The 18,944-nt window shown below is 55.1% G+C and carries 15 protein-coding genes and 1 pseudogene; 7 read left to right on the forward strand and 9 right to left on the reverse strand.

From position 1 onward, the window contains the following. Window positions 1–458 precede the first annotated feature (458 nt). Window positions 459–2,222, forward strand: coding sequence for an ABC transporter ATP-binding protein (locus tag ACQZ63_RS12615; RefSeq protein WP_112291377.1), 1,764 nt, complete (start codon window positions 459–461; stop codon window positions 2,220–2,222). Between the two features lie 85 nt (window positions 2,223–2,307). Here the strand turns inward: ACQZ63_RS12615 and ACQZ63_RS12620 are convergent, their stop codons facing one another. After that, window positions 2,308–3,078, reverse strand: coding sequence for an IclR family transcriptional regulator (locus tag ACQZ63_RS12620; protein ID WP_448799236.1), 771 nt, complete (start codon window positions 3,076–3,078; stop codon window positions 2,308–2,310). A gap of 113 nt (window positions 3,079–3,191) precedes the next feature. Further along, the gene (locus ACQZ63_RS12625; RefSeq protein ID WP_448799237.1) at window positions 3,192–4,001 is read right to left on the reverse strand and encodes an ABC transporter ATP-binding protein; all 810 of its coding nucleotides are present in this window, start codon (window positions 3,999–4,001) and stop codon (window positions 3,192–3,194) included. A 131-nt stretch (window positions 4,002–4,132) separates the two neighbouring features. On the opposite strand from ACQZ63_RS12625, the gene ACQZ63_RS12630 reads away from it, so the two are divergent. From ACQZ63_RS12630 to ACQZ63_RS12655, 6 genes are all read left to right on the forward strand, one after another. Further along, entirely contained in the window at window positions 4,133–4,936 is an 804-nt protein-coding gene (locus ACQZ63_RS12630; protein ID WP_448799238.1) for an ABC transporter permease, read from the forward strand. A 31-nt stretch (window positions 4,937–4,967) separates the two neighbouring features. Next, the gene (locus ACQZ63_RS12635; RefSeq protein WP_112161273.1) at window positions 4,968–5,957 is read left to right on the forward strand and encodes an ABC transporter substrate-binding protein; all 990 of its coding nucleotides are present in this window, start codon (window positions 4,968–4,970) and stop codon (window positions 5,955–5,957) included. A gap of 62 nt (window positions 5,958–6,019) precedes the next feature. Continuing rightward, window positions 6,020–6,769, forward strand: coding sequence for an SDR family NAD(P)-dependent oxidoreductase (locus ACQZ63_RS12640; RefSeq protein WP_112154196.1), 750 nt, complete (start codon window positions 6,020–6,022; stop codon window positions 6,767–6,769). A gap of 8 nt (window positions 6,770–6,777) precedes the next feature. Then, window positions 6,778–7,464 (forward strand): hypothetical protein, encoded by a 687-nt coding sequence (locus ACQZ63_RS12645; protein WP_448799239.1) that lies wholly within the window; start codon window positions 6,778–6,780, stop codon window positions 7,462–7,464. 10 nt (window positions 7,465–7,474) lie between these two features. Continuing rightward, window positions 7,475–8,323 carry a fumarylacetoacetate hydrolase family protein gene (locus tag ACQZ63_RS12650; protein WP_019566627.1) on the forward strand — a complete coding sequence of 283 codons (849 nt, stop codon included), beginning with the start codon at window positions 7,475–7,477 and terminating at the stop codon, window positions 8,321–8,323. A 24-nt stretch (window positions 8,324–8,347) separates the two neighbouring features. After that, window positions 8,348–9,127 carry a 2-keto-4-pentenoate hydratase gene (locus tag ACQZ63_RS12655; protein ID WP_448799240.1) on the forward strand — a complete coding sequence of 260 codons (780 nt, stop codon included), beginning with the start codon at window positions 8,348–8,350 and terminating at the stop codon, window positions 9,125–9,127. Window positions 9,128–9,271: 144 nt separating this feature from the next. On the opposite strand, the gene ACQZ63_RS12660 is transcribed toward ACQZ63_RS12655, so the two are convergent. The 7 genes and pseudogenes from ACQZ63_RS12660 to ACQZ63_RS12690 form a co-directional block, all read right to left on the reverse strand. Further along, window positions 9,272–10,222 carry a bile acid:sodium symporter family protein gene (locus tag ACQZ63_RS12660; protein ID WP_421461064.1) on the reverse strand — a complete coding sequence of 317 codons (951 nt, stop codon included), beginning with the start codon at window positions 10,220–10,222 and terminating at the stop codon, window positions 9,272–9,274. A 706-nt stretch (window positions 10,223–10,928) separates the two neighbouring features. Next, window positions 10,929–11,843: a nucleotidyltransferase and HEPN domain-containing protein gene (locus ACQZ63_RS12665; protein ID WP_448799241.1), complete on the reverse strand. Its 915-nt coding sequence runs from the start codon at window positions 11,841–11,843 to the stop codon at window positions 10,929–10,931. An 877-nt stretch (window positions 11,844–12,720) separates the two neighbouring features. Continuing rightward, complete coding sequence (locus ACQZ63_RS12670; RefSeq protein WP_448799242.1) at window positions 12,721–15,231, reverse strand: hypothetical protein; 2,511 nt, start codon at window positions 15,229–15,231, stop codon at window positions 12,721–12,723. Continuing rightward, the gene (locus ACQZ63_RS12675; protein WP_448799243.1) at window positions 15,228–16,922 is read right to left on the reverse strand and encodes an Hsp70 family protein; all 1,695 of its coding nucleotides are present in this window, start codon (window positions 16,920–16,922) and stop codon (window positions 15,228–15,230) included. Before ACQZ63_RS12675 ends, ACQZ63_RS12670 begins: the two co-directional genes overlap by 4 nt. A 258-nt stretch (window positions 16,923–17,180) precedes the next feature. Further along, a complete protein-coding gene (locus ACQZ63_RS12680) occupies window positions 17,181–17,402 on the reverse strand; it encodes a hypothetical protein (protein WP_019567044.1) in 222 nt (73 codons plus the stop codon). Between the two features lie 38 nt (window positions 17,403–17,440). Then, window positions 17,441–17,999, reverse strand: a pseudogene (locus ACQZ63_RS12685) (IS5 family transposase); the annotation flags it as partial. 300 nt (window positions 18,000–18,299) lie between these two features. Next, on the reverse strand, window positions 18,300–18,731 hold the full coding sequence (locus tag ACQZ63_RS12690) for an SMI1/KNR4 family protein (RefSeq protein ID WP_019567043.1): 432 nt from the start codon (window positions 18,729–18,731) through the stop codon (window positions 18,300–18,302). Between the last annotated feature and the right edge of the window lie 213 nt (window positions 18,732–18,944).

Raw genomic sequence — 18,944 nt, forward strand, 5'->3', positions numbered from 1 at the left:
AAAATTAATTACGAAATAAATGTAATAATCAAGATAAATGAATAATTATTTTCAATTCACCCGCGATAATTAGAAATAAAATACTCAAACTCGATCAAAAATTGATATTGAAATGCCAATCCTGTTTCGCTTTTGGCCCATACCCCCACGCCGATATTGACAGACATAAAGCGGGAGACTATTTGCTAGCCACGCATACGGGTCCCATAAAGCTTCCCGCAGAAGCGTTTCGTCCCGACACGACGAGCAGGGCGGCGCCGGAATATTTAGACCTGCGCGTCGGATATTGCGAAATCTATGTCGGCTTAAGAAAGCGCCCGCAACGCCGATTGACCAGTGCAACAAGGTGAATACAAGTGACATGCCGACTAGGTGACACTACAATTACCTTTGCCAAGGGGCAGTGAGTAGGCCTTGTTTCGGAACTTTATTTATCTTGAATTCGCAAGGATATCGCAGTGATCGGATCATTTTTGTCGCCAGACGACAAAAAGCTGCTAACGCGGCTCTTTAAGGAAAACTTCAAAAAACACGTTGGATGGTATTCCGCGGCAATCGTAGCGATGCTTGTTGTCGCCGGCACGACCTCCCTCAGCGCCTGGATCATGCGCGATATCGTCAACAGTGTTTACCTGAAGCAGGGCTTCGATGTCGTTCTGGAGATAGCCTTTGCGGTAGCGGCCATCTTTATCGTCAAGGGCCTCGCCACCTTTGTACAGAGCTACTATCTCAGCAAAGCCGGGAACAGCATCGTTGCCGAGCAGCAACGCAAGATTTACGATCGGCTTTTGAAGCAGGGGGTTTCCTTCTTTCAGAACTTGCCGTCGTCCGAATTGCTCGTCCGTGTCACCTATAACGCGCAGGCTGCCCGCAGCGTCATAGATACCATTGTCACTTCCTTTGTACGCGATCTGTTTTCTCTCCTTGGATTGATCATCGTGATGTTCGCCCAGAATTTTCTTCTGAGTGCGATTTCCATGATTATCGGACCTATTGCGATTTTCAGCGTTCGGCTGGTGTTGCGGCGCGTGCGCAAGATCATGGAGGCCGAACTTGCTTCGCTCGGGGAAATCGTCAACGTCGTGCAGGAAACCAGCATCGGCGTTCGCGTCATCAAGGCGTTTTCGCTTGAGAAGCTGATGCGTCAGCGCATGAACAAGGCGGTATCTGACGTCGAGCAGCGCGCCAATGGGATTGCGAAGCTCGAAGCGGCTACCAGCCCGATCATGGAGACATTGTCCGGCCTCGCCATTGCGGTCGTCATTGCCGTGTCCGGTTACACCGTTCTTGAAAAAGGTGGTTCACCGGGCGACCTGATGGCCTTCATTACTGCCCTCCTTCTCGCCTATGAGCCGGCCAAGCGTCTTGCACGTATGCGAGTTCAGATCGAAGGCGGTATGATAGGTGTGCGGATGATGTTTGAGGTGCTGGACGCTCCGCTGACGCTCACGGAGAAAAAGGACGCCCTGCCTCTTCCCAAGGCCAGCGGCGATGTTGAACTCAAGAACGTCAGCTTCGAATATGTTTCAGGCCAGCCGGTTCTGAAGGATGTCAGCGTCCTCTTCGAGGGTGGCAAGATGACGGCGCTGGTCGGCCCCTCCGGCAGCGGCAAGTCGACGATCATCAACCTTATAATGCGTCTTTATGATCCGCAAAGCGGTTCCGTCGAGATCAACGGAATGGATTTGCGCGATGTGTCCTTTGCCAGCCTGCGCGAGCATGTTTCTTACGTGGGCCAGGAAACCTTCCTCTTCTCGGGAACGGTGAAGCACAACATTTCTGTTGGTCGCGACAACGCTACCGATGAGGAAATCATTGCTGCGGCAAAGGCGGCCAATGCGCACGATTTCATCATGAAGATGCCGGAGGGTTACGACTCAAAGCTCGGCGAAAACGGCTCCGGTCTGTCTGGCGGCCAAAGGCAGCGTGTTGCGATCGCCCGCGCCATGCTGAGAGATGCGGACATATTGATCCTCGACGAAGCAACGAGCGCGCTCGATTCGGAATCCGAAGCGCTTGTCCGGGACGCGCTTGAGCGGTTGACGTTTAACAAGACGTCGATTGTCATTGCTCACCGGCTCTCCACGATCAACCGCGCCGACAAGATCGTCGTCATGGATAATGGTCAGGTTGTGGAGCAGGGAAGCCGTCGCGAGTTGCTCGCAACAGATGGTCTCTACAAGCGCCTGCACAGCATCCAGTTCGATGCGGACGTAGCCTAAGTCAAACATTTATCGGGCGGCATTGCCGCCCGATCCTTATTGAACATCTCCGTGATATCACGTGCTTTCGGCCGGTTGACGCCGATTACCAGGCGATTTCCATATCGCTCGCTGCCCTCACCAGAAGCGGCAGAATTTCCGCCACACGCTCATCGGTCAACCGCGTGAGCGGCGCGGCAACGCTCATGGTGCCGACAACTCCCTTATCCTGACGGATGGCAACTGCGATTGCCCCTACCCCTTCCTCGGCTTCGCCAACCGCACGGCCGTAACCGAGGCGAGAAACAGCGTCCAGTTCCTTGTTGAGCGCTTCAATCGTGTCGATGGCGTTGGCAGCCTGCTGGCCGGGTTGGCCAAGTCCGGCCTCGAGCGCAATCCTGAGCGCCCGCTCCCTTTCGAGGCTGGCCAGCCATATCTTGCCGTTCGCCGTAGCGTAGGGAACGATGCCGGCGCTCATATCGGGCTCGAATACCAGACCGGAACGGCGGCCGCGCGCCGAGCCGACCCACACGAGAGTGTTGTTCTGCACGGCGGTCAGGCGAACGAGTTCACGGGTGCGCTCCGCAAGATCGTCGAGGATCGGCTGGCGCAGATCCGATACCTGCAGACGCGCCAGCTGTTTCTGACCCACCAGCGCCATGCGCATGGTCAACGCATAACAATCGCTTTCCTGGCTCTGCCACGCCCAGCCGTTGTCGATGAGCGATGTCAGGATACGGTGGCAAGCGCTTTTGGGAATATCGAGTTGGTGTGCGACATCGGAAAGCTTCAGCGGCTCCTCGGCCAAGGCAAGGAGCTCCAGCATGGCGATCGTCCGCTCGACACCGCCGCTTGGTACATTGATCGTCTTTTCCATCTCACTCTCCGGTCGACGTGCACGGCCACTATCGGGAGGGAACCCCAAGGCGATGCGAAAATAGGCTGTTGCGGCGTCTTTGGCTTCAACGAAAACCAGGAGACGCCGCCGGTTCAGGCATGGCGCTGCAGAATGCCGCGCGATAGGAATATCTCGGTGATCTCCTCGGATTTTTCGATAAATTCCGGCTCGCGCCGTGCCGCCAGTCCACGCGGACGCGGCATGTCGATCTCCAGCACTTTTTCAATTCGGCCCGGCCGCGGCGTCATGACTATGACGCGGTCCGCCAGAAGAACCGCCTCGTCGATGGAATGGGTGATGAACACCACCGTCATACGATTTTTCAGCCAGAGAGCTTCAAGGTCGATACGCATCTGTTCGCGCGTCAGCGCATCCAACGCACCGAAAGGCTCATCCATCAGCAAAAGCCTGGGCTGAAGCAGAAGCGCACGCGCAATGGATGCGCGCTGTTTCATGCCGCCGGATAGTTCGTGCGGATATCGATTGGCAAAGTCTTTCAGGCCAACGGATTGAAGAAGCGCCAATGCGTGGGGTCCCAGTTCCTCACGGTTTCTGCCGGTCATTTCGGCCGGGAACAGAACATTGTCGATAATCGTTCTCCAGGCCAGAAGCACGTGATTCTGGAAAACGATGCTCATGCCGGGCGGCGGGTTATTTGAAACATCGCCAAAAACGGAAATCTGGCCGGTGCTGGCGCGCGAAAGCCGTGAGATCAGCCGCATCATCGTTGATTTGCCGCAGCCGGAAGGGCCGACAATTGCCACGAACTCCCCGTCGCCGATCGTCAGGTCGAGCTTTTCCAGCGCCACGACCGGCGCATCCGGGTGCCCGAAATATTTACTGACACCCTCCAGCAAGACGCCCTGCTCATAGGTCTTCCTTTCGGTTTTCTTCTGCAACATGCACTCCTCCCGCTGCATTCCAATCCTCTTGTCCTGCCTGAATTACCACTTGACGAAACATCAGTCCATATGGAACATTGTTCCAATATTAAAATTGCGCGGTGAACGGCCGGGCAATTTCGGGAGGAAACATGTTTTCGAAAGTCATGGGGGCCGTCAAAGGCCAAGTCCACACGATGGCCAGTCTCGTGGGCGCAGGGGTCGTGTGGGAGATTGCGGTGAGAGCGCTCAAGGTGCCGGAATATATTCTGCCGGCCCCGAGCAGAGTGTTTGCGGACCTTTTTAACAATATACCGCTCGTGTTCACGGCATCGCTTTATACGCTACAACCGATGGTGCTGGGCTTTCTGGTGGCGGTGGTCATGGGAACGCTTCTTGCGCTTCTGGTGGTCTATTCGCGTCCCTTCGAGGCGATATTTTACCCGCTGCTGGTGATCCTGCAAATCATCCCGAAGATCGCCATCGCACCGCTTTTCATCATCTGGGTCGGCTTCGGCCTGCCGTCCAAAATCCTGCTGGTCTTCCTGCTTTCCTTTTTCCCGATCGTCGTCAACTCCATCGTGGCCTTCAAATCCATTGAGCCGGAGGTCTACGATCTCGCCAAAAGCTATCGAGCCGGACGCCTGAAGATTTTCTGGAAAGTGGAACTGCCGGGCGCCCTGCCCTCCCTTTTTGCGGGATTTAAGGTCGCTGCCGCACTTTCGGCCACTGCAGCCGTGGTGGCGGAGTTCGTCGCCTCCGATAACGGGCTCGGATATCTGCTTCTGAATTACAACGGCAACATGAACACCAGCATGACCTTCGCCGTCATCATCGTGCTGAGCCTGCTTGGCCTGCTTCTCTACGGGATTGTGGAATTGATCGAGCGCTTTGCCATCCCCTGGCATGTTTCCCAGCGCCGAGATGATTTCACCGTGGGCAAGAGCACGACCTGAACCAGGACTTTAATTAAAAAGGGAGGATAAAATGTTTAATACAATGAAGAAAACACTGGCGGGCGGCGTGCTTGCCCTTACCGTCGGCCTGGCGGGTGTGCAATCGGCCGCAGCCGAAGACAAGGTGACACTCCGCCTCAATTTCCTTTTGAGTGGCGTCCACACCATCTTTTATTACGGCGCCGAAAAGGGCTTCTACAAGGATGCCGGCATTGATCTGCAAATCGGCGAAGGTCAGGGTTCGGCACGCACCGTTCAATCCGTCGCAACCGGCGGCGATATGTTCGGCATTGCCGATGGCGGCAGCGTGATTGCCGGCGCTTCGAAAGGCGCGCCTGTCAAATCCGTGCTTGGCCTGCTCAATACCTCGCCTTATGCGATGACGTTCCGGGCGGATTCCGGCGTGAACTCCATAAAGGACGTGGAAGGAAAGACGGTCGCCGCCAGTGCCGGCGAAGCATCTCTCGCCCTCTTGCCAGCCATCTGGAAGAAAAACGGCGTCGACTCCTCCAAGGTCAACATTCTGAATGTGGATGGCCCCGGCAAGATCATCGCCATCATGCAGGATCGCGCAGCAGGCATCCTCGGCGGGCTTGAAAACCAGGTGGTGGTTCTGAATTCCAAAGGCCTGCAACAGAAGGTGTTTTCCTTTGCGGAACTCGGTGTGAACACGCAGGGCCTGACCATCGTCACCAACACGAAGCTCATCGACAACAATGGGGACCTCGTCAAACGTTTCGTCGCGGCATCGCTGAAATCCATCGAAGCGGCCAAGGCCGATCCTGATGCGGCGGTTGCGGCAGCGGTCAAGGAAAAGCCTACCGGCGATCCGAAACTCCTCAAAGAGCAGCTTGAAATCTCGCTCAAGCTTCTGCCGTCGCCCACGGCACCCTCCGCACCGCTCGGAGAAATGGCTGTTGCCGACTGGCAGCAGACACTCGACCTGATGAAGGAATATCAGGACATCAAGACCGATATGCCGGCAAACGCCTTCTTCACCAACGGCCTGATCGCCAAATAAGCACGGATGCTCCCAGTCCGGCGGATGCCGCCGGGCTGGCACGCGGAACAATGGTTTGAAACATGTCCACATATTATGATTTAGAGGGCAAGGTGGCGGTTGTTACCGGCGCTGCGGGCGGCTTTGGCACCGCCATCAGCCAGCGCCTTCGCGACTGCGGAGCGACGGTCGTCCATTGGGACCTGCCAGCCTGCGTAAAACAACACCAGTTTGCCGGCCTTCCGTCATCCGGTGTCGACATTACCGAACCTAAAAGCATCGACGTGGCTGCCGCCGAGTTGCGCAGCCAATTCGGCAGGCTCGATATTCTTGTCAACAATGCCGGCATTGTCGGCAATGTCGCGCCGCTTTGGAAAATCCCGGTGGAGGAATTCCGTCGGATCATCGACGTCAATCTCATCGGTTCGTTTCTTGTCTGCCGTGCCCTCGTACCGCTGATGATCGAGACGGCGAAGAGGAGCCGCGCCGGCCGCATCGTCAATGTCGCTTCGATCCAGGCAAAAGAGGGCATGCATCAGGCCGCCGCCTACAGCGCCGCCAAGGCGGGGTTGGTGGCGCTGACGAAAAGCCTCGGCAAGGAACTGGCGACATCGGACATCCTCGTCAACGCCATCACACCCGCCGCTTCCTTGACGGCGATGAGCATCGACGCGCCGAAGGAACGGCTGGACGATATTCTCTCGCGCATCCCGATGCGCCGTTTTCTCGAACCCGCCGAGGTCGCCAATATGGTGGCCTGGCTCTCTTCTTCCGAATGCAGTTTTTCGACCGGCGCGGTTTTTGACCTGTCCGGCGGTCGTGCAACATATTGAGGTAACCTATGTCTCTTTTGGGAAAAGCCGTCGTCGCCATCTGGAACGACATCTTGCCGGAAGGCCGCGAAAACTTCATCGAATGGCATAATCGCGAGCATATTCCGGAACGCGTGGCGATCCCCGGCTTCCTGCGCGGACGCCGCTATGTCGCCGAACAGGGCACGCCGGAATATTTCACGCTCTACGAAGCGGCGGACGCACAGGTGCTGGTTGGCCAGCCCTACCTGGAGCGGCTGAACAGCCCCACGCCCTGGACTAAAAAATCGACCGCCGACTTTCGCAACACGACGCGCGGCGTGTGCAACACCGAATACTCCCATGCATGTGGTGACGGCGGCTTTATCGCCACCTTCCGGTTTGATGCCGCCGATGAGCGGAAGGCAGCGTTGCAATATGCGCTATTAGAAGCGCTGACCGAGATCGGCAAACTGAACGGCGTCAGCGGCGTGCACCTGTGCATTGCGGACAATGGCGCAAGCAGCCTTGCGACAGCAGAGCGAAAGGGTCGGCAGGTGGGCGTGCCCAACTGGATCATCCTCATCGAAGGCGGCTCCGCCCTTTCCGTAACGAACGCCAGCGACGCGTTGGCACCTAAACTGTCGAAACAGGAGTTGACGGGGTCGGTGGAAAGCGGGCTTTACCGGCTCGAATTTTCGCTGGGCGAAAACGCCCTTCAGCAATCGGCAGCATAAGGAAAACAGCATGAAACTTCTCCGTTGTGGCCCATCCGGTCATGAAAGGCCGGCAGCAATCGATGCCGATGGAAATATCCGCGATCTCTCTTCCGTTATCACCGACATCACCGGTCAGACGCTTTCGCGCCGTTCCCTGGCTGACCTTGGCAAAATCGACCTCTCGTCACTTCCCATCGTGTCACCAGATGTCAGGATCGGCGCCTGTGTCGGCGCAGTCGGAAATTTCGTGGCAGTCGGCCTGAATTACAGCGACCACGCACTCGAAACCAACACGCCGATCCCGGAGGAGCCGGTGCTGTTCAACAAACACACCTCCTGCATTTCCGGGCCGAATGATCCGATCGTGCTGCTGAAGGATTCGGAAAAAACCGACTGGGAAGTGGAAATCGCTTTCGTCATCGGCGAGCCCGCCTACAATGTCAGCGAAGAGGACGCGCTTTCCGTTGTCGCCGGTTATTGCGTCTGTCACGACGTTTCGGAGCGCGCCTTCCAGATCGAGCGCGGCGGCCAATGGACAAAGGGAAAAAGCGGGCCTGGCTTCGGCCCGCTCGGCCCATGGCTCGTCACCCCGGACGAGGTCGACGATGTGCAAGACCTCGGACTCTGGCTCGATGTCAACGGCCAGCGCATGCAGACCGGATCGACCGCGAAGATGATCTTTCCTATCGCCACTCTCGTCTCCTATATCAGCCGCTTCATGCGCCTCTTGCCAGGTGACGTGGTTACGACCGGTACACCACCGGGCGTCGGCCTTGGAATGAAGCCGCCGGTCTTCCTGAAAGCCGGAGATGTCGTCGAACTTGGCATTGATGGCCTTGGCAAGCAGCGCCAAATCGTGACAGCATTCGGCCAATAGACAGAATGAGGGATGATGATTGGAATGACGGCGATCGAGAAACTGGCCCAGGACCTTGTGAAAGCAGGCCTGAACAGCAGCAAAATTCCGCTGGCGTCAATCGAGGTGGATGGCCTCGCTCCAGACAGCCTTGAAGATGCCATGGCCGTTCAACGCGCTTTCGTTGAAGCTTCAGGCAAAACGGTGGGGGGCTGGAAGCTGGCGATCCGGCCGGACGGGAACGCGGTTGCTGCGCCGATGGTCGATTGTTACGGCGTCGATGAGGATAACGTCGCGTCTTTTACGGGAAGAGACATTGAAGGCATCGAAGTAGAAATCTGCTTCACCCTCGCCTCCGATATTCCTGCCGCAACGACGGCCCCGTTCAGCAGAGCCGATATACTGACGCATATCGACGCCGTTCACCTCGGCGTCGAGCTTCTCGGCTACCGGCTGGTGGAAAAGAACCAGGTTCCCTTCCCGCTTTTTCTGGCGGATCGCCTTGCCAATCGCGGATTTGTTCTCGGGCCGGAAATCGACGCGGCAATCGTTAATACCTTTGCCGACAATACCGGGGATCTGCCGCATCTGACGGTGACCGAAGGTACAGAGCTTCGTTTCGATGCGGTGGTGAAACACCCCAATATCGATCCGCTCGCCCCGCTTATCGCTTTCGCCAATTCCCCCCTCAACAGGAATGGAACGCTGAAGCGCGGACAGATTGTCACCACCGGCAGTCTTTGTGGTGCAATAACAAGCAACCTTGCAGCCGACACCTATATCGATATGAAACCGGTCGGGGCTTTCACACTTTCATGCTCTTGATCGTCGCCTGCCGCCATAGACGCGGATAGTGCTTCCGCGTCTATGGCGATTTTGGTCAAGACGTTACGGATCTAAGGCGTCATGTTTCGAAGAACCCCTTTCGGGCTGCTTCATATCCCGTCGGCCAATCTTCGTCCGGCGATCCTATCCGGCTTTCGTCGTCGCCGTCGTGTCCACGCGGCCCGAAAACCAGTTGGCCAGCAACGCGCCGGAGATGTTGTGCCAGACACTGAAGATGGCGCTGGGAACGGCTGCGAGCGGCGAGAAATAGGCTGTCGCAAGAGCGGCACCGAGACCGGAGTTCTGCATTCCCACCTCGATGGCGATTGCCTTGCGTTTGGCGAGTGAGAGGCCGGTCGCCTTTGCCGCGAAATAGCCCAGCAGATAACCGAGCCCATTGTGAAGAACCACGACCGCAAAGATCATCAGGCCTGACTGCACGATCGCGCCCTTCGATGCGCCGACAACCGCCGAGACGATCAAAACGATACCGATGACGCTCACGAGCGGCAAAGCCGGCACGGCCGCCTTGACGACACCCGGCAAAAGTTTCTGCAAGGCGGCACCAAGGGCCAGCGGCACCAGAACGACCTTGACGATGCTCAGGAACATTGCCCAGCCATCAACCGGCAGGAACTGGCTGGCGAACAACCACACGAGGAATGGCGTCACCAAGGGAGCAGCAAGCGTCGTCACTGACGTGCAGGCGACGGAAAGGGCGACATCGCCCTTCGAAAGATATGTCATGACATTGGACGATGTGCCGCCCGGGCAGCAGCCAACTAGGATGACACCCGCTGCCACTTCCGGTGGCATCGGGATTAGCAGAGTCAGCAGCACCGCAAGTAACGGCATGATGAGGAACTGCCCGAGCACACCGATGGTGACATCGACAGGGCGCTTTACGACTTCACGAAAATCATCGACCGAAAGTGTGAGCCCCATGCCGAACATGATGATCGACAGAAGCGTGACGATCCACGGTCCAATCTGCTTGAACGTATCTGGAAAATAAAAGCCGAGCACGGCAAACAAGATGACCCAGACCGCAAAGGTTTTGCCCACAAAAGCCGAAACGGCTGCCAGCGATTTCATGTCTACACTCCCAAAATGAACATGAAACCCCCTCTAGACTCCTAGGATGCTCTGTCAAGGTCATTACGCCGTTGCTACAACCTCGCGATCAAAAACGATACGTCGCAAATCCCGGAAGATCGAATACCTCTAGGTCAACAAGCTCAGTTGGCCAAATCTAGCCAACATTCACCGCAACATCTGCCCCACCAAATATGAAGCCAGATTGGCTGCAAAACTCATCGGGACGCAACCATATCTAGCGCGACTCGAATTTTCATTTGGCCTTGCTTACGGGAATGCTAATCTTATCAGCGACTTCGATCCGCCTCCCCGAAAAAGCGCGCCTGGGCGCATAAGGATCATGACGGCCTATGTCATCGACGCCAACGGTCTTGTTTCGAACCGAGGCAGGTCCATAAGCCGCATCCCGTGGACTTCATTTCGGTTCATCTTCACTATACGAGTGGCGTCGGCACCACTGGGTTACCAGTCTACAGCGCGTCTGCGGACGCTTATCGCGGCAAGCGCCAGCAGCGTTAAGAAACCTGGGTGATGTAGACAAGCGAGCCGCGACCGAATCCCGTTTGCTCGAGGAAATGACGGCCACCCATGCCGACCAAAACGAGACGATGAACAGGATTGAAAGAATAGGTTGTACCCTGTGGTTCATCACGCTGCGGTGGCTGCGACCTGAGCTCAAACGAGTTTGTGCTACGGGTGAAGCTCAGTCGCTGGCGTTCGCGGCCTGTTCGAGCTTTTCGATGTGCTCGCGGCAGAGCGTCTCAACCAGCTTGTGAAGTTCCGCGGTCCGCTCCAGAAGCCAGGTGAGCGCCTCTTCGGAAACCTCGAAACGCTTCGAATAGCGTGCCTTGACGTAGGCCTCATTCAGAATGTTGTACCACGTGGTAAATCGCTGACGGTCGCGCGGCCAGATGTCGATCAAACGGTGATCACGACCTTCGGAAAGTCCACGCAGGAATTTGAGATTGTGCGACGCAGGGGAATAGTTTGTCAGTGTCAGGAGGTAGCAGTTGTAGGCGCTCTCCACTGCCTGATGGAGATTGAAGGCCGCTAGGTGCAGGTTACCTTTCGCAACGAGATATTTTGCCACATCAGCGAAATCTCGCGCATCCGGGAAGTGCCGCAAAAAATGATCTTCTGCCACCCTGAGTGCATCGGCAGGGCTGAGTTGTTTCGCCTCTGCGAGCGGCCGATCGTCGAATTCGTAAAGAACAACACCTTCGCGGGCGAGATCAACGAAGAAGTATTGGCCATCATTTAGGAAATTACTGATTTCGCGAGCGCCGTGCACGATGAGGCCCACGGGCGTCTCGATCTCCTTGTCCCACATCAGCCGGTCTGTTGTCTTGTCCCAGTATTTGGGATCGACAAGTTCCTTGTTGCTGACGATGACAAGGATGTCGAAATCCGAGCGATAGCCTTTCGACGTATGCGGTTCATCCACCCAGGTGCCACGCGCGTAAGAACCGAACAGAATGATTTTGAAAATCCGTCCATCCTTCTTGGCGTCCGACTTCGAGCGCTCCACCAGATCAGCAAACTCTTCCTGAATAATTCCGACGACGCGCGCGAGCTCGCGCTGCTTTCGTTCCGGCAAATGTTCAACGCTGGTCTTCATGTCTGCTCCGTTTCTGGACGGTATCCTCTATGGGCCATTGTAAACTTCTTTGAAACTCCGATTTTTGGTCGCCGCCAATCGGATGCTTGTCTCCCGCTAGCGCAATCTTCCGGCGCGTTGTCTGCGCCCTCACCCGTTTGTCCAGTCGCGCCAGCAAACCCAATCCTCGTATCGTCCACCCCTTGTCCCCCGCCACTGATCAATCGTGCGATCGGTTTACGCATATCGCCCTCCCCTGATTGACGCGCTTGTGTCCCTATTCAAACACGAGCAATTGCCACTTGGCGACTACTACTTTTAGTAGTAGAAATGCCTCGTGGAACGTGATATTGCGGGCGCTTCCGGCGCGGGTCTTGCCTCATGCCTTGTCAGGACCGGCATCCTCCCAGCGCACCCCATGCTGAACCGGATGGAATTGCCGCTGGATATGATATTCGTCCCAATTTCCTGATGGATCGGTTCATAGTTTAGGGAACAAAATACCCGGGGCCGATAGGGCCACAACCTACGCATAAACCCAGGAAGCACAACACCTTGCAGTAGAAGATATATGTCGATTGCATCGACATATTAAATCCCACATGTCGACTAAATAAGGAAATATCGACATGGCCTGCTGCCGGTTTATGGGACACGGGGTTAAGCTAATCCCAGCTTGTTTTCAAATTCCAAAGGGCTGATATAGCTCGGTGTCCACGAAACCGGCAGCAGGCCAGTTCTTCATCCATGGAACGCCGATCTCAGATTAGGCGGCAGCGAGTAACGTGGGGGCACACCACCGGTTACCTTCCAGCTTGCCATCACAACGATGTCCACACTGCCGAAAAAAGTAGTTTCAGGAAAATTGCTATCAGCTTACGCGCTATTGGCATTTTTTTCACAGGTCAAAACAAGAACCTCCTGGCAAATGAACACGAGAATTGCATACCTTCTGTCCTTCGGGAGTGCCATGTAACTCGTCCAAAAGCCTGCTCAAGATTGTCCTGACGTCGTCATCACCGTTGTGCTCGATATAAAACCGGGACAGATTTTTACCGGTTTCCTGTCGTTGGGCCCGTAGCAGATACGCTGTCGCAGTGGTCCAGAAACCGGGAGTGTCCTCCGGAAGCGACTCCGGAAGTTTTGCTAGACCGCGGCGCGAAATCTTCAAGCTGAGCAGCGTATTGTCGGTCTCCAGGATAGTGCCGAGAAGGAAGAAAAATGCACGCCTCCCAGCCAATGCCGATATGTCAGGCACGTGTGCAATATAGAACATTCCAGGCTGCACTTGGAGCTTATCAGTTGATGAAATCGTGGACGGGCGGTCGGGCTGCGTCCCTTTTGCCCATCCCCGCAGGAAGTTACTCAGGATAGGGTTGCGGGGCAAAGCCTCACGTCTGATGGACTCATTATCAAGCTTGATTTCTGGGAGCGGTGTGTCGGCAAGAAGAGATTGCGGCTGAAACAATGCGGTATCAGGCGCAAACAGCAGCCAATGGAACTGTGAATAGAGAATGTCCGGTTTCGATTTTGACTCATAGCGCCTCGCCTGACGCGCAAACTCAGATAAAACGGCCTTTCTAAGAAACTTTTTGTCATCGGCGGAAACGAGTCCTTGAAGCTCTGGAGCCATGAAACTCCAGATTGCCTGCTCGGTCGGCCAACCATTGCGGAATTTCGCATCCCTAATAAGAGGACCCCACTCGTTCAGAGCCTTCTCAATATCCACACGCATCCGTGGTGTACCGATACGATAGAGAAACGACCAAACGCGCAGTTTGGCGTTTCGGACCTCGTGCAACCTGTTGGCGGACGGATCAATAGTGAGGGACGCAAATAAGGCGGTTTGCGTTGGACCGCTGCTCGCGCTAAGAAAACGCTCTTGGTTCCGGGTCAGGGTGGGGAGCCATAGCAAGTTGGACAACTTTCCAGCAGGAATATCGGGCGTGATCAGGCGGGTCGAAAAGCCGTCCGGTTTGCTCGATCTAATGCTTTGAAAGAAATCGAAAAATGAATCGTAGCTAAACGCCTCGGCTCTGATTGCCGCATCAAACGCTGGTAAAACCATGTCCGTCACGAGCTTTTCGGCGGGCAAGGGGTAAAGGTGCCTGTTGCTCCATATGTTGCTGCTACTCGCCGCCAAGATTATAAGTCCGACAACAATAGGAATTATTTCTATACCGGTGACAAAAATTAATGGCCAGTCTTGGCTGGCAGGCGAGTAAGGCTGCAGGTGGTTGCGCCGCCGGACCAAGTCCCAAATGTGTTTTTTATCCGTCTTGATAATACGTTTGATCCAGGATCGGAGTGTGAGCCTCCGGAAAAGGATCCCAAAAGTCAGACGTAATGATAGCAAGGACAAAAGCGAGACAGCGGCTAAACGAATGTCTGTGCCATTACCAATTCCCCATGCCAGATAGGCGGTAACAAGAGTGAGTCCGAAAATGGTAAGACCAAACCAGAGATTTATCGACCGCATGATGTAATACGACGGCATCAGCGTCTTGGTGCAATCGAACGAGAAAGGCCAGCGCCCCTTCTCCAAAGCCTCGTGATAATATGAGTTGAGATCAATTGTCTCTAGGCGTGGTGGTTGATCTTCCAAGGGGAAGAGCGGGATTTTTCCATTGAAGTAAGCCGGTTTGCCCTGACTACTTCTGCGCAAAATAGCATTGCCGCGCTGCGCTTCGGCGAGCCAGTCGAAATAATGTTTTGCCGATTGCCAGCCGCAGACCGTGGTGAGAAGGCCCGGATTTTCCGAAAAATTAGCTCCCTCCTCAATGGCGTTGACCATTGCAGCGACGCCTTTTCCCTCCGTATAGTCTGACAACGGGATTGTATCACCCTTGGGCGGCAACAGTCCCTCGATACCTCTTGCGAGCGCTTGGATGAAGTTTGCATGTTCGGCAAAACTTAGCTCAATAGATGCGCGGTTTAATAGTTCTGTCCACTTGTCGACGCGCCAGTTGCCTTTCTGCGCAACTCCGCGTGTCCGTTCTCTTCCAAAGCTGATAAGTTCACCCAATTCATCTAGCAGCCGAGGTAGATTTTCTTTTCCGGCTTTCTCCTTCTGCGTGGGCTCCAAAAAAAACGGCGCTACGGCGCGTTGTGAGTCATTTTCAAGCTCAGCCGGATTGTCGGGATTTTCAGAATTGCCGAAGCTGCCGGAACCCTCTGCAACTCCGTCTGTGCTTATGCCGTCAGGCGAAGATGGGTTGGCGATTAGCACGTCTACCATCCGGCACTTTACCGTCGCAAGCGCCTGCTTGCGAGCTTCGACCAGAAGCTGGAACCCTGTTGGGTCCTCATCCGGGCGAAAATCCCTGAGACGTCGCGAATAGGCTTTGCGGATCGCCTCCTCGTTGCTCAGGGGCTTGATGCCGAGCAACGCCCAACAATCGCCACTCATTGCGGCTGGCCCCACATTTGATCAAGCGCGTCCAGCTGTTTGGCAAACTTTTCCCGCAGTGGCCTCGCATCCCGCAGTCTCTGATTATCCAGAGCCGCGATAAACTGCGCCATTAATGCTGATATCTGTTGGCGCTGCTCGCCGATTGCCTCGGCGTAGAGGCGCTCCGCCCTTGCGACCAAGGCGAGGTTTTCTTGCTGCTCGCGCGGGGCCAACTTGATTTTCGATAGTTCCTTGAAGCGCAGAGCGATTTCGGATTCGGTCAGGCTGGATTGGTTTTGGAACACTTTACGCTTAAGTTCTCCTGTCGAGAGAATCTTGACCTCGACCTCGAGCGCGCCGCTGACATCATAAGTAAAGCGGACCCCAATGCATTGAGATCCGGCCTTGCCAAGCGGTACCGGCACCTCCAGATTTCCGATCAGAATGTTCTGTGAAGGCCGCATGTTCTCGCCTTGATAGACCTGTACATCAATCTTGGTCTGCCCATCGACGGTGGTGGAGTAAAACTGCTCGCGACTTTGCGGAATGATCGCGTTGCGTTCGATAATGGGCGACATCAGCAACTCGTTTAGGCCGTAGGCTTGCTCAACCGACGCAATACCCAATGTATAGGGGCACACATCAGTCATGATGATCTCGTCAAGCGCTTCGTGCCGTGCATGGAGCGCAGATTGAAGCGCCGTTCCGATGGCAATGGCGTGATCGGGATTAGGATGCAACAGGGGAAACCGCCCGAACAAACGGGTCGTCATGGTCTTGAGCAGCGGCATTCGCGATGCGCCACCCACCAGAACAATCTGACTAAGCGACGACGGATCTGTTTCGGAATCGCGAATGACCCTTTCGATCGGTCTCCGCAACCGAGTGATCAGCGGCTTCCACAGCTCCTCTGCCTCCAGTCGCGTAATTTTGCCCTCAACGTCTTTTCCAAAGATGTTGATATGATAAGCCGCGTCCTGGGTCTCGCTCAGAGCTGCCTTAATCCGCTCGGCCTCGTTCAAAAACCTGGCCCGATCCAGAGGCCGCTGGCTTTCGAAATCGATATCGTGGAGGTTCATGAGGTGTGAAGCCAAGCTGTCCCTGAAATCATTGCCACCTAGCATAGAGTCCCCGGCGGACGCCCGTATCTCCATAACCCCGTCGAACTTGTGTAATAGGGAAACGTCAAACGTGCCTCCTCCGAGATCAAGAATCAGAAATTGCCCATCCTCGGAGCTTGCGATTCCATGGGCCAGTGCAGCGGCAGTCGGTTCGTTAATAAGTCTCGTTACATTCAGCCCTGCCAGATGCGCGGCATTGATGGTGGCCTTACGCTGCGGATCGCTGAAATAGGCCGGGATAGAAATAACCACATCAGATACTTCGATATCGAGCGCAGCCTCTGCGTCTCTTTTCAGGCTTCTCAGGACAAGCGCAGACAACTCCTCGGCGCGCCATGCCTTCTTCGCAAGTTTCACCTCGTGATTTGTCCCCATCCACCGTTTGAAGGATGCCACCGTTTTGTCCGGGTAAGTAACCAGCCTGTCGAGAGCTGGACGTCCGACAATTGCGTCGCCGTTATCCGCAATACTGACCACCGATGGTGTCAGAAAGTCGCCCAGCGCATTCTCGATCAGTTTCACGCCCTGATCAGTCCAGTGTGCTACTAAAGAGTTTGAGGTTCCAAGATCGATACCAATAAGCGCCATTAATCGTTCCATGTCCTAATTAAAGAAAAGACCTCGCACCAATCGCTCACTGAGACCAAGTTCGTGCACTTAATTTCTTATGAATTGCTATATCCAACCGCCCAGGACTTGCCGAGGCGCTTCACGCCTTCCTCAGCGATCGGTGCTAGGCCCTGTTGACAAAGTAGCTTCAGCCGCGCGTTGAAAACTACTTGTCTGCGTCTCCCAAAAAGGCTTCGATGCTAACTCCGTGAAGCCTTTGACGCGCTGCCGCGGACGTCAGCCTGACGTCGGGATTTTCCTCCACCGCCCTTCCATACCAATATTTTGCGGCATGAAGGTCGCCGATCTTCTCATAACACTCTCCCAAACGCTCACCGAGATATCATCCAACGACTGGTCGCCATCTGCCATGAAAAGATAAATCTTAATCGCGTCCGCTGCCTTCCCACTTGCGATCAGGTCTTTTGCTTGGCGCTCTAAATAATTGAAGTTATACAAGATTTATCTCCTGTTTTTACAGCGTGTGGCAGCTTCAGCTAAGCTGCACAACTCACGAGCCGGCGCAAGTGTGGCAACCATATTTTTGCGGCGGCCAACACGAGAAAGGTAGCGAAGGATTTTTGGGTTTTGGCGTATCGGGTAGCGACGCGACGAAATTGCTTGAGCCTGTTGAACAGCCGCTCAATGCGGTTTCGGTCCCTCTAGGCTCTGAAGTCACAGGCGGGCGGGTCTTTGCGGTTGGCCCTCGGAGGGATGACGAGTTTGATCCCGTGGACCAACAACTCTTCGCGCAGAGCGTCGCTGTCATAGCCCTTGCAAGAAACAGTCTCAGCTTGCCAACCGGCATTGCCAGAAGATCGGGAACGGCATTGTAATCCGAAGCTACCTGTCAGGATGAAGCGAAGAGAACGTCCCTGACCGCCTGCACGGGCGTGGATTTTCGTCGAAAAGCCGCCGCGGGATTGACCAAGAGCTTCCTTATAAGTCCCCCTTTTGCCGCCGCAGCCTGAGAATGGCCGCGAACCCGTCGATCATATGCTGCCAGTCATCGGCCAGCCTAAGTTCGACAAGCGCCTCCAACAGCGCGTCCCATAGAGTGACAACATGGTGGTAACGAAACTGTCATTCACTCCCTGGATCGCCGAAGATTTTGTATTCAACACGGTGCATCCGCCCAAGAGAAGAGAGACGACAATTATCCAAGCCTCGCCGGCCGATTTGCCGCTCAATCTTGGGCGTGGTTTCGGTTGCTATAGTATTTGCCGCGCCTTCAGTAGTTTGTCCAGCAGTGCCGTTCGACCCAGCGCTTCCGGGCCTGGTCTGCCCGAGCTTTTCAGCAATGCCGGGGCGGCTCAAATTGTCTCAACGGTGGCTCGTATTGCATAGCCGAAATTCTTACGCTCCACCCAACCAGACATCGTTTGCCCACGTTGCGAGGTTGGGCCAAGTCTCGGTCGTTGGACCGTTGTGGTCCCAGAAATGTATTTTGCCGTCGGGCGCGATGCAGTAGTAGTCACCGTTGTCTTCACATATTGGAAGCCAATCGTGGGGTAGGCCAGCGCTGCGGCCTTGTTCAATAGCCGATCTCAATTCCCCATAAACGCCACCCATCTCTTCATTTAGAGTAAGTGGCGACAGGTAACCCATGAAAGCATTAGATATGTTCTTGAGGAATTTTTTATAGTCTTCCGAGAATTCGAAACCCGTGGCGGCTTCGTATCTCGCTATTAGAGCATCATCTGGAAGCGGAATTTTACGTTTTCGCGGATCATCTAGTCGATTCACTTCACTAATAATCGCGTCAATATGTTCAGTCACCAGATACATCTCCTAGAAATCGTTTGCTCGGCTTGGACGGAATCCGGATATCGCGCTACCAATTCGATTGTCTAAAGACGTTCGGCATAAGCGGCCGCGTTCAGCCGCTGGTTTGAGAGGCCACCGAAGCCTCCATTGACCGATCGCATTTCCATGTCGGGATATCTGCCCGGAACCATCGATATGTGCCCACAAGTTTGGCAGGGTTACGCAGATACTAGA

The organism is Agrobacterium sp. CG160-95 (assembly GCF_053521725.1).

Excerpts from the sequence above, each read along its gene's own strand:
- ACQZ63_RS12620 (WP_448799236.1), bottom strand. The coding sequence starts at position 3,078 with ATGGAAAAGACGATCAATGTACCAAGCGGCGGTGTCGAGCGGACGATC.
- ACQZ63_RS12625 (WP_448799237.1), bottom strand. The coding sequence starts at position 4,001 with ATGTTGCAGAAGAAAACCGAAAGGAAGACCTATGAGCAGGGCGTCTTG.
- ACQZ63_RS12630 (WP_448799238.1), top strand. The coding sequence starts at position 4,133 with ATGTTTTCGAAAGTCATGGGGGCCGTCAAAGGCCAAGTCCACACGATG.
- ACQZ63_RS12635 (WP_112161273.1), top strand. The coding sequence starts at position 4,968 with ATGTTTAATACAATGAAGAAAACACTGGCGGGCGGCGTGCTTGCCCTT.
- ACQZ63_RS12640 (WP_112154196.1), top strand. The coding sequence starts at position 6,020 with ATGTCCACATATTATGATTTAGAGGGCAAGGTGGCGGTTGTTACCGGC.
- ACQZ63_RS12645 (WP_448799239.1), top strand. The coding sequence starts at position 6,778 with ATGTCTCTTTTGGGAAAAGCCGTCGTCGCCATCTGGAACGACATCTTG.
- ACQZ63_RS12650 (WP_019566627.1), top strand. The coding sequence starts at position 7,475 with ATGAAACTTCTCCGTTGTGGCCCATCCGGTCATGAAAGGCCGGCAGCA.
- ACQZ63_RS12655 (WP_448799240.1), top strand. The coding sequence starts at position 8,348 with ATGACGGCGATCGAGAAACTGGCCCAGGACCTTGTGAAAGCAGGCCTG.
- ACQZ63_RS12660 (WP_421461064.1), bottom strand. The coding sequence starts at position 10,222 with ATGAAATCGCTGGCAGCCGTTTCGGCTTTTGTGGGCAAAACCTTTGCG.
- ACQZ63_RS12665 (WP_448799241.1), bottom strand. The coding sequence starts at position 11,843 with ATGAAGACCAGCGTTGAACATTTGCCGGAACGAAAGCAGCGCGAGCTC.
- ACQZ63_RS12670 (WP_448799242.1), bottom strand. The coding sequence starts at position 15,231 with ATGAGTGGCGATTGTTGGGCGTTGCTCGGCATCAAGCCCCTGAGCAAC.
- ACQZ63_RS12675 (WP_448799243.1), bottom strand. The coding sequence starts at position 16,922 with ATGGCGCTTATTGGTATCGATCTTGGAACCTCAAACTCTTTAGTAGCA.
- ACQZ63_RS12690 (WP_019567043.1), bottom strand. The coding sequence starts at position 18,731 with ATGTATCTGGTGACTGAACATATTGACGCGATTATTAGTGAAGTGAAT.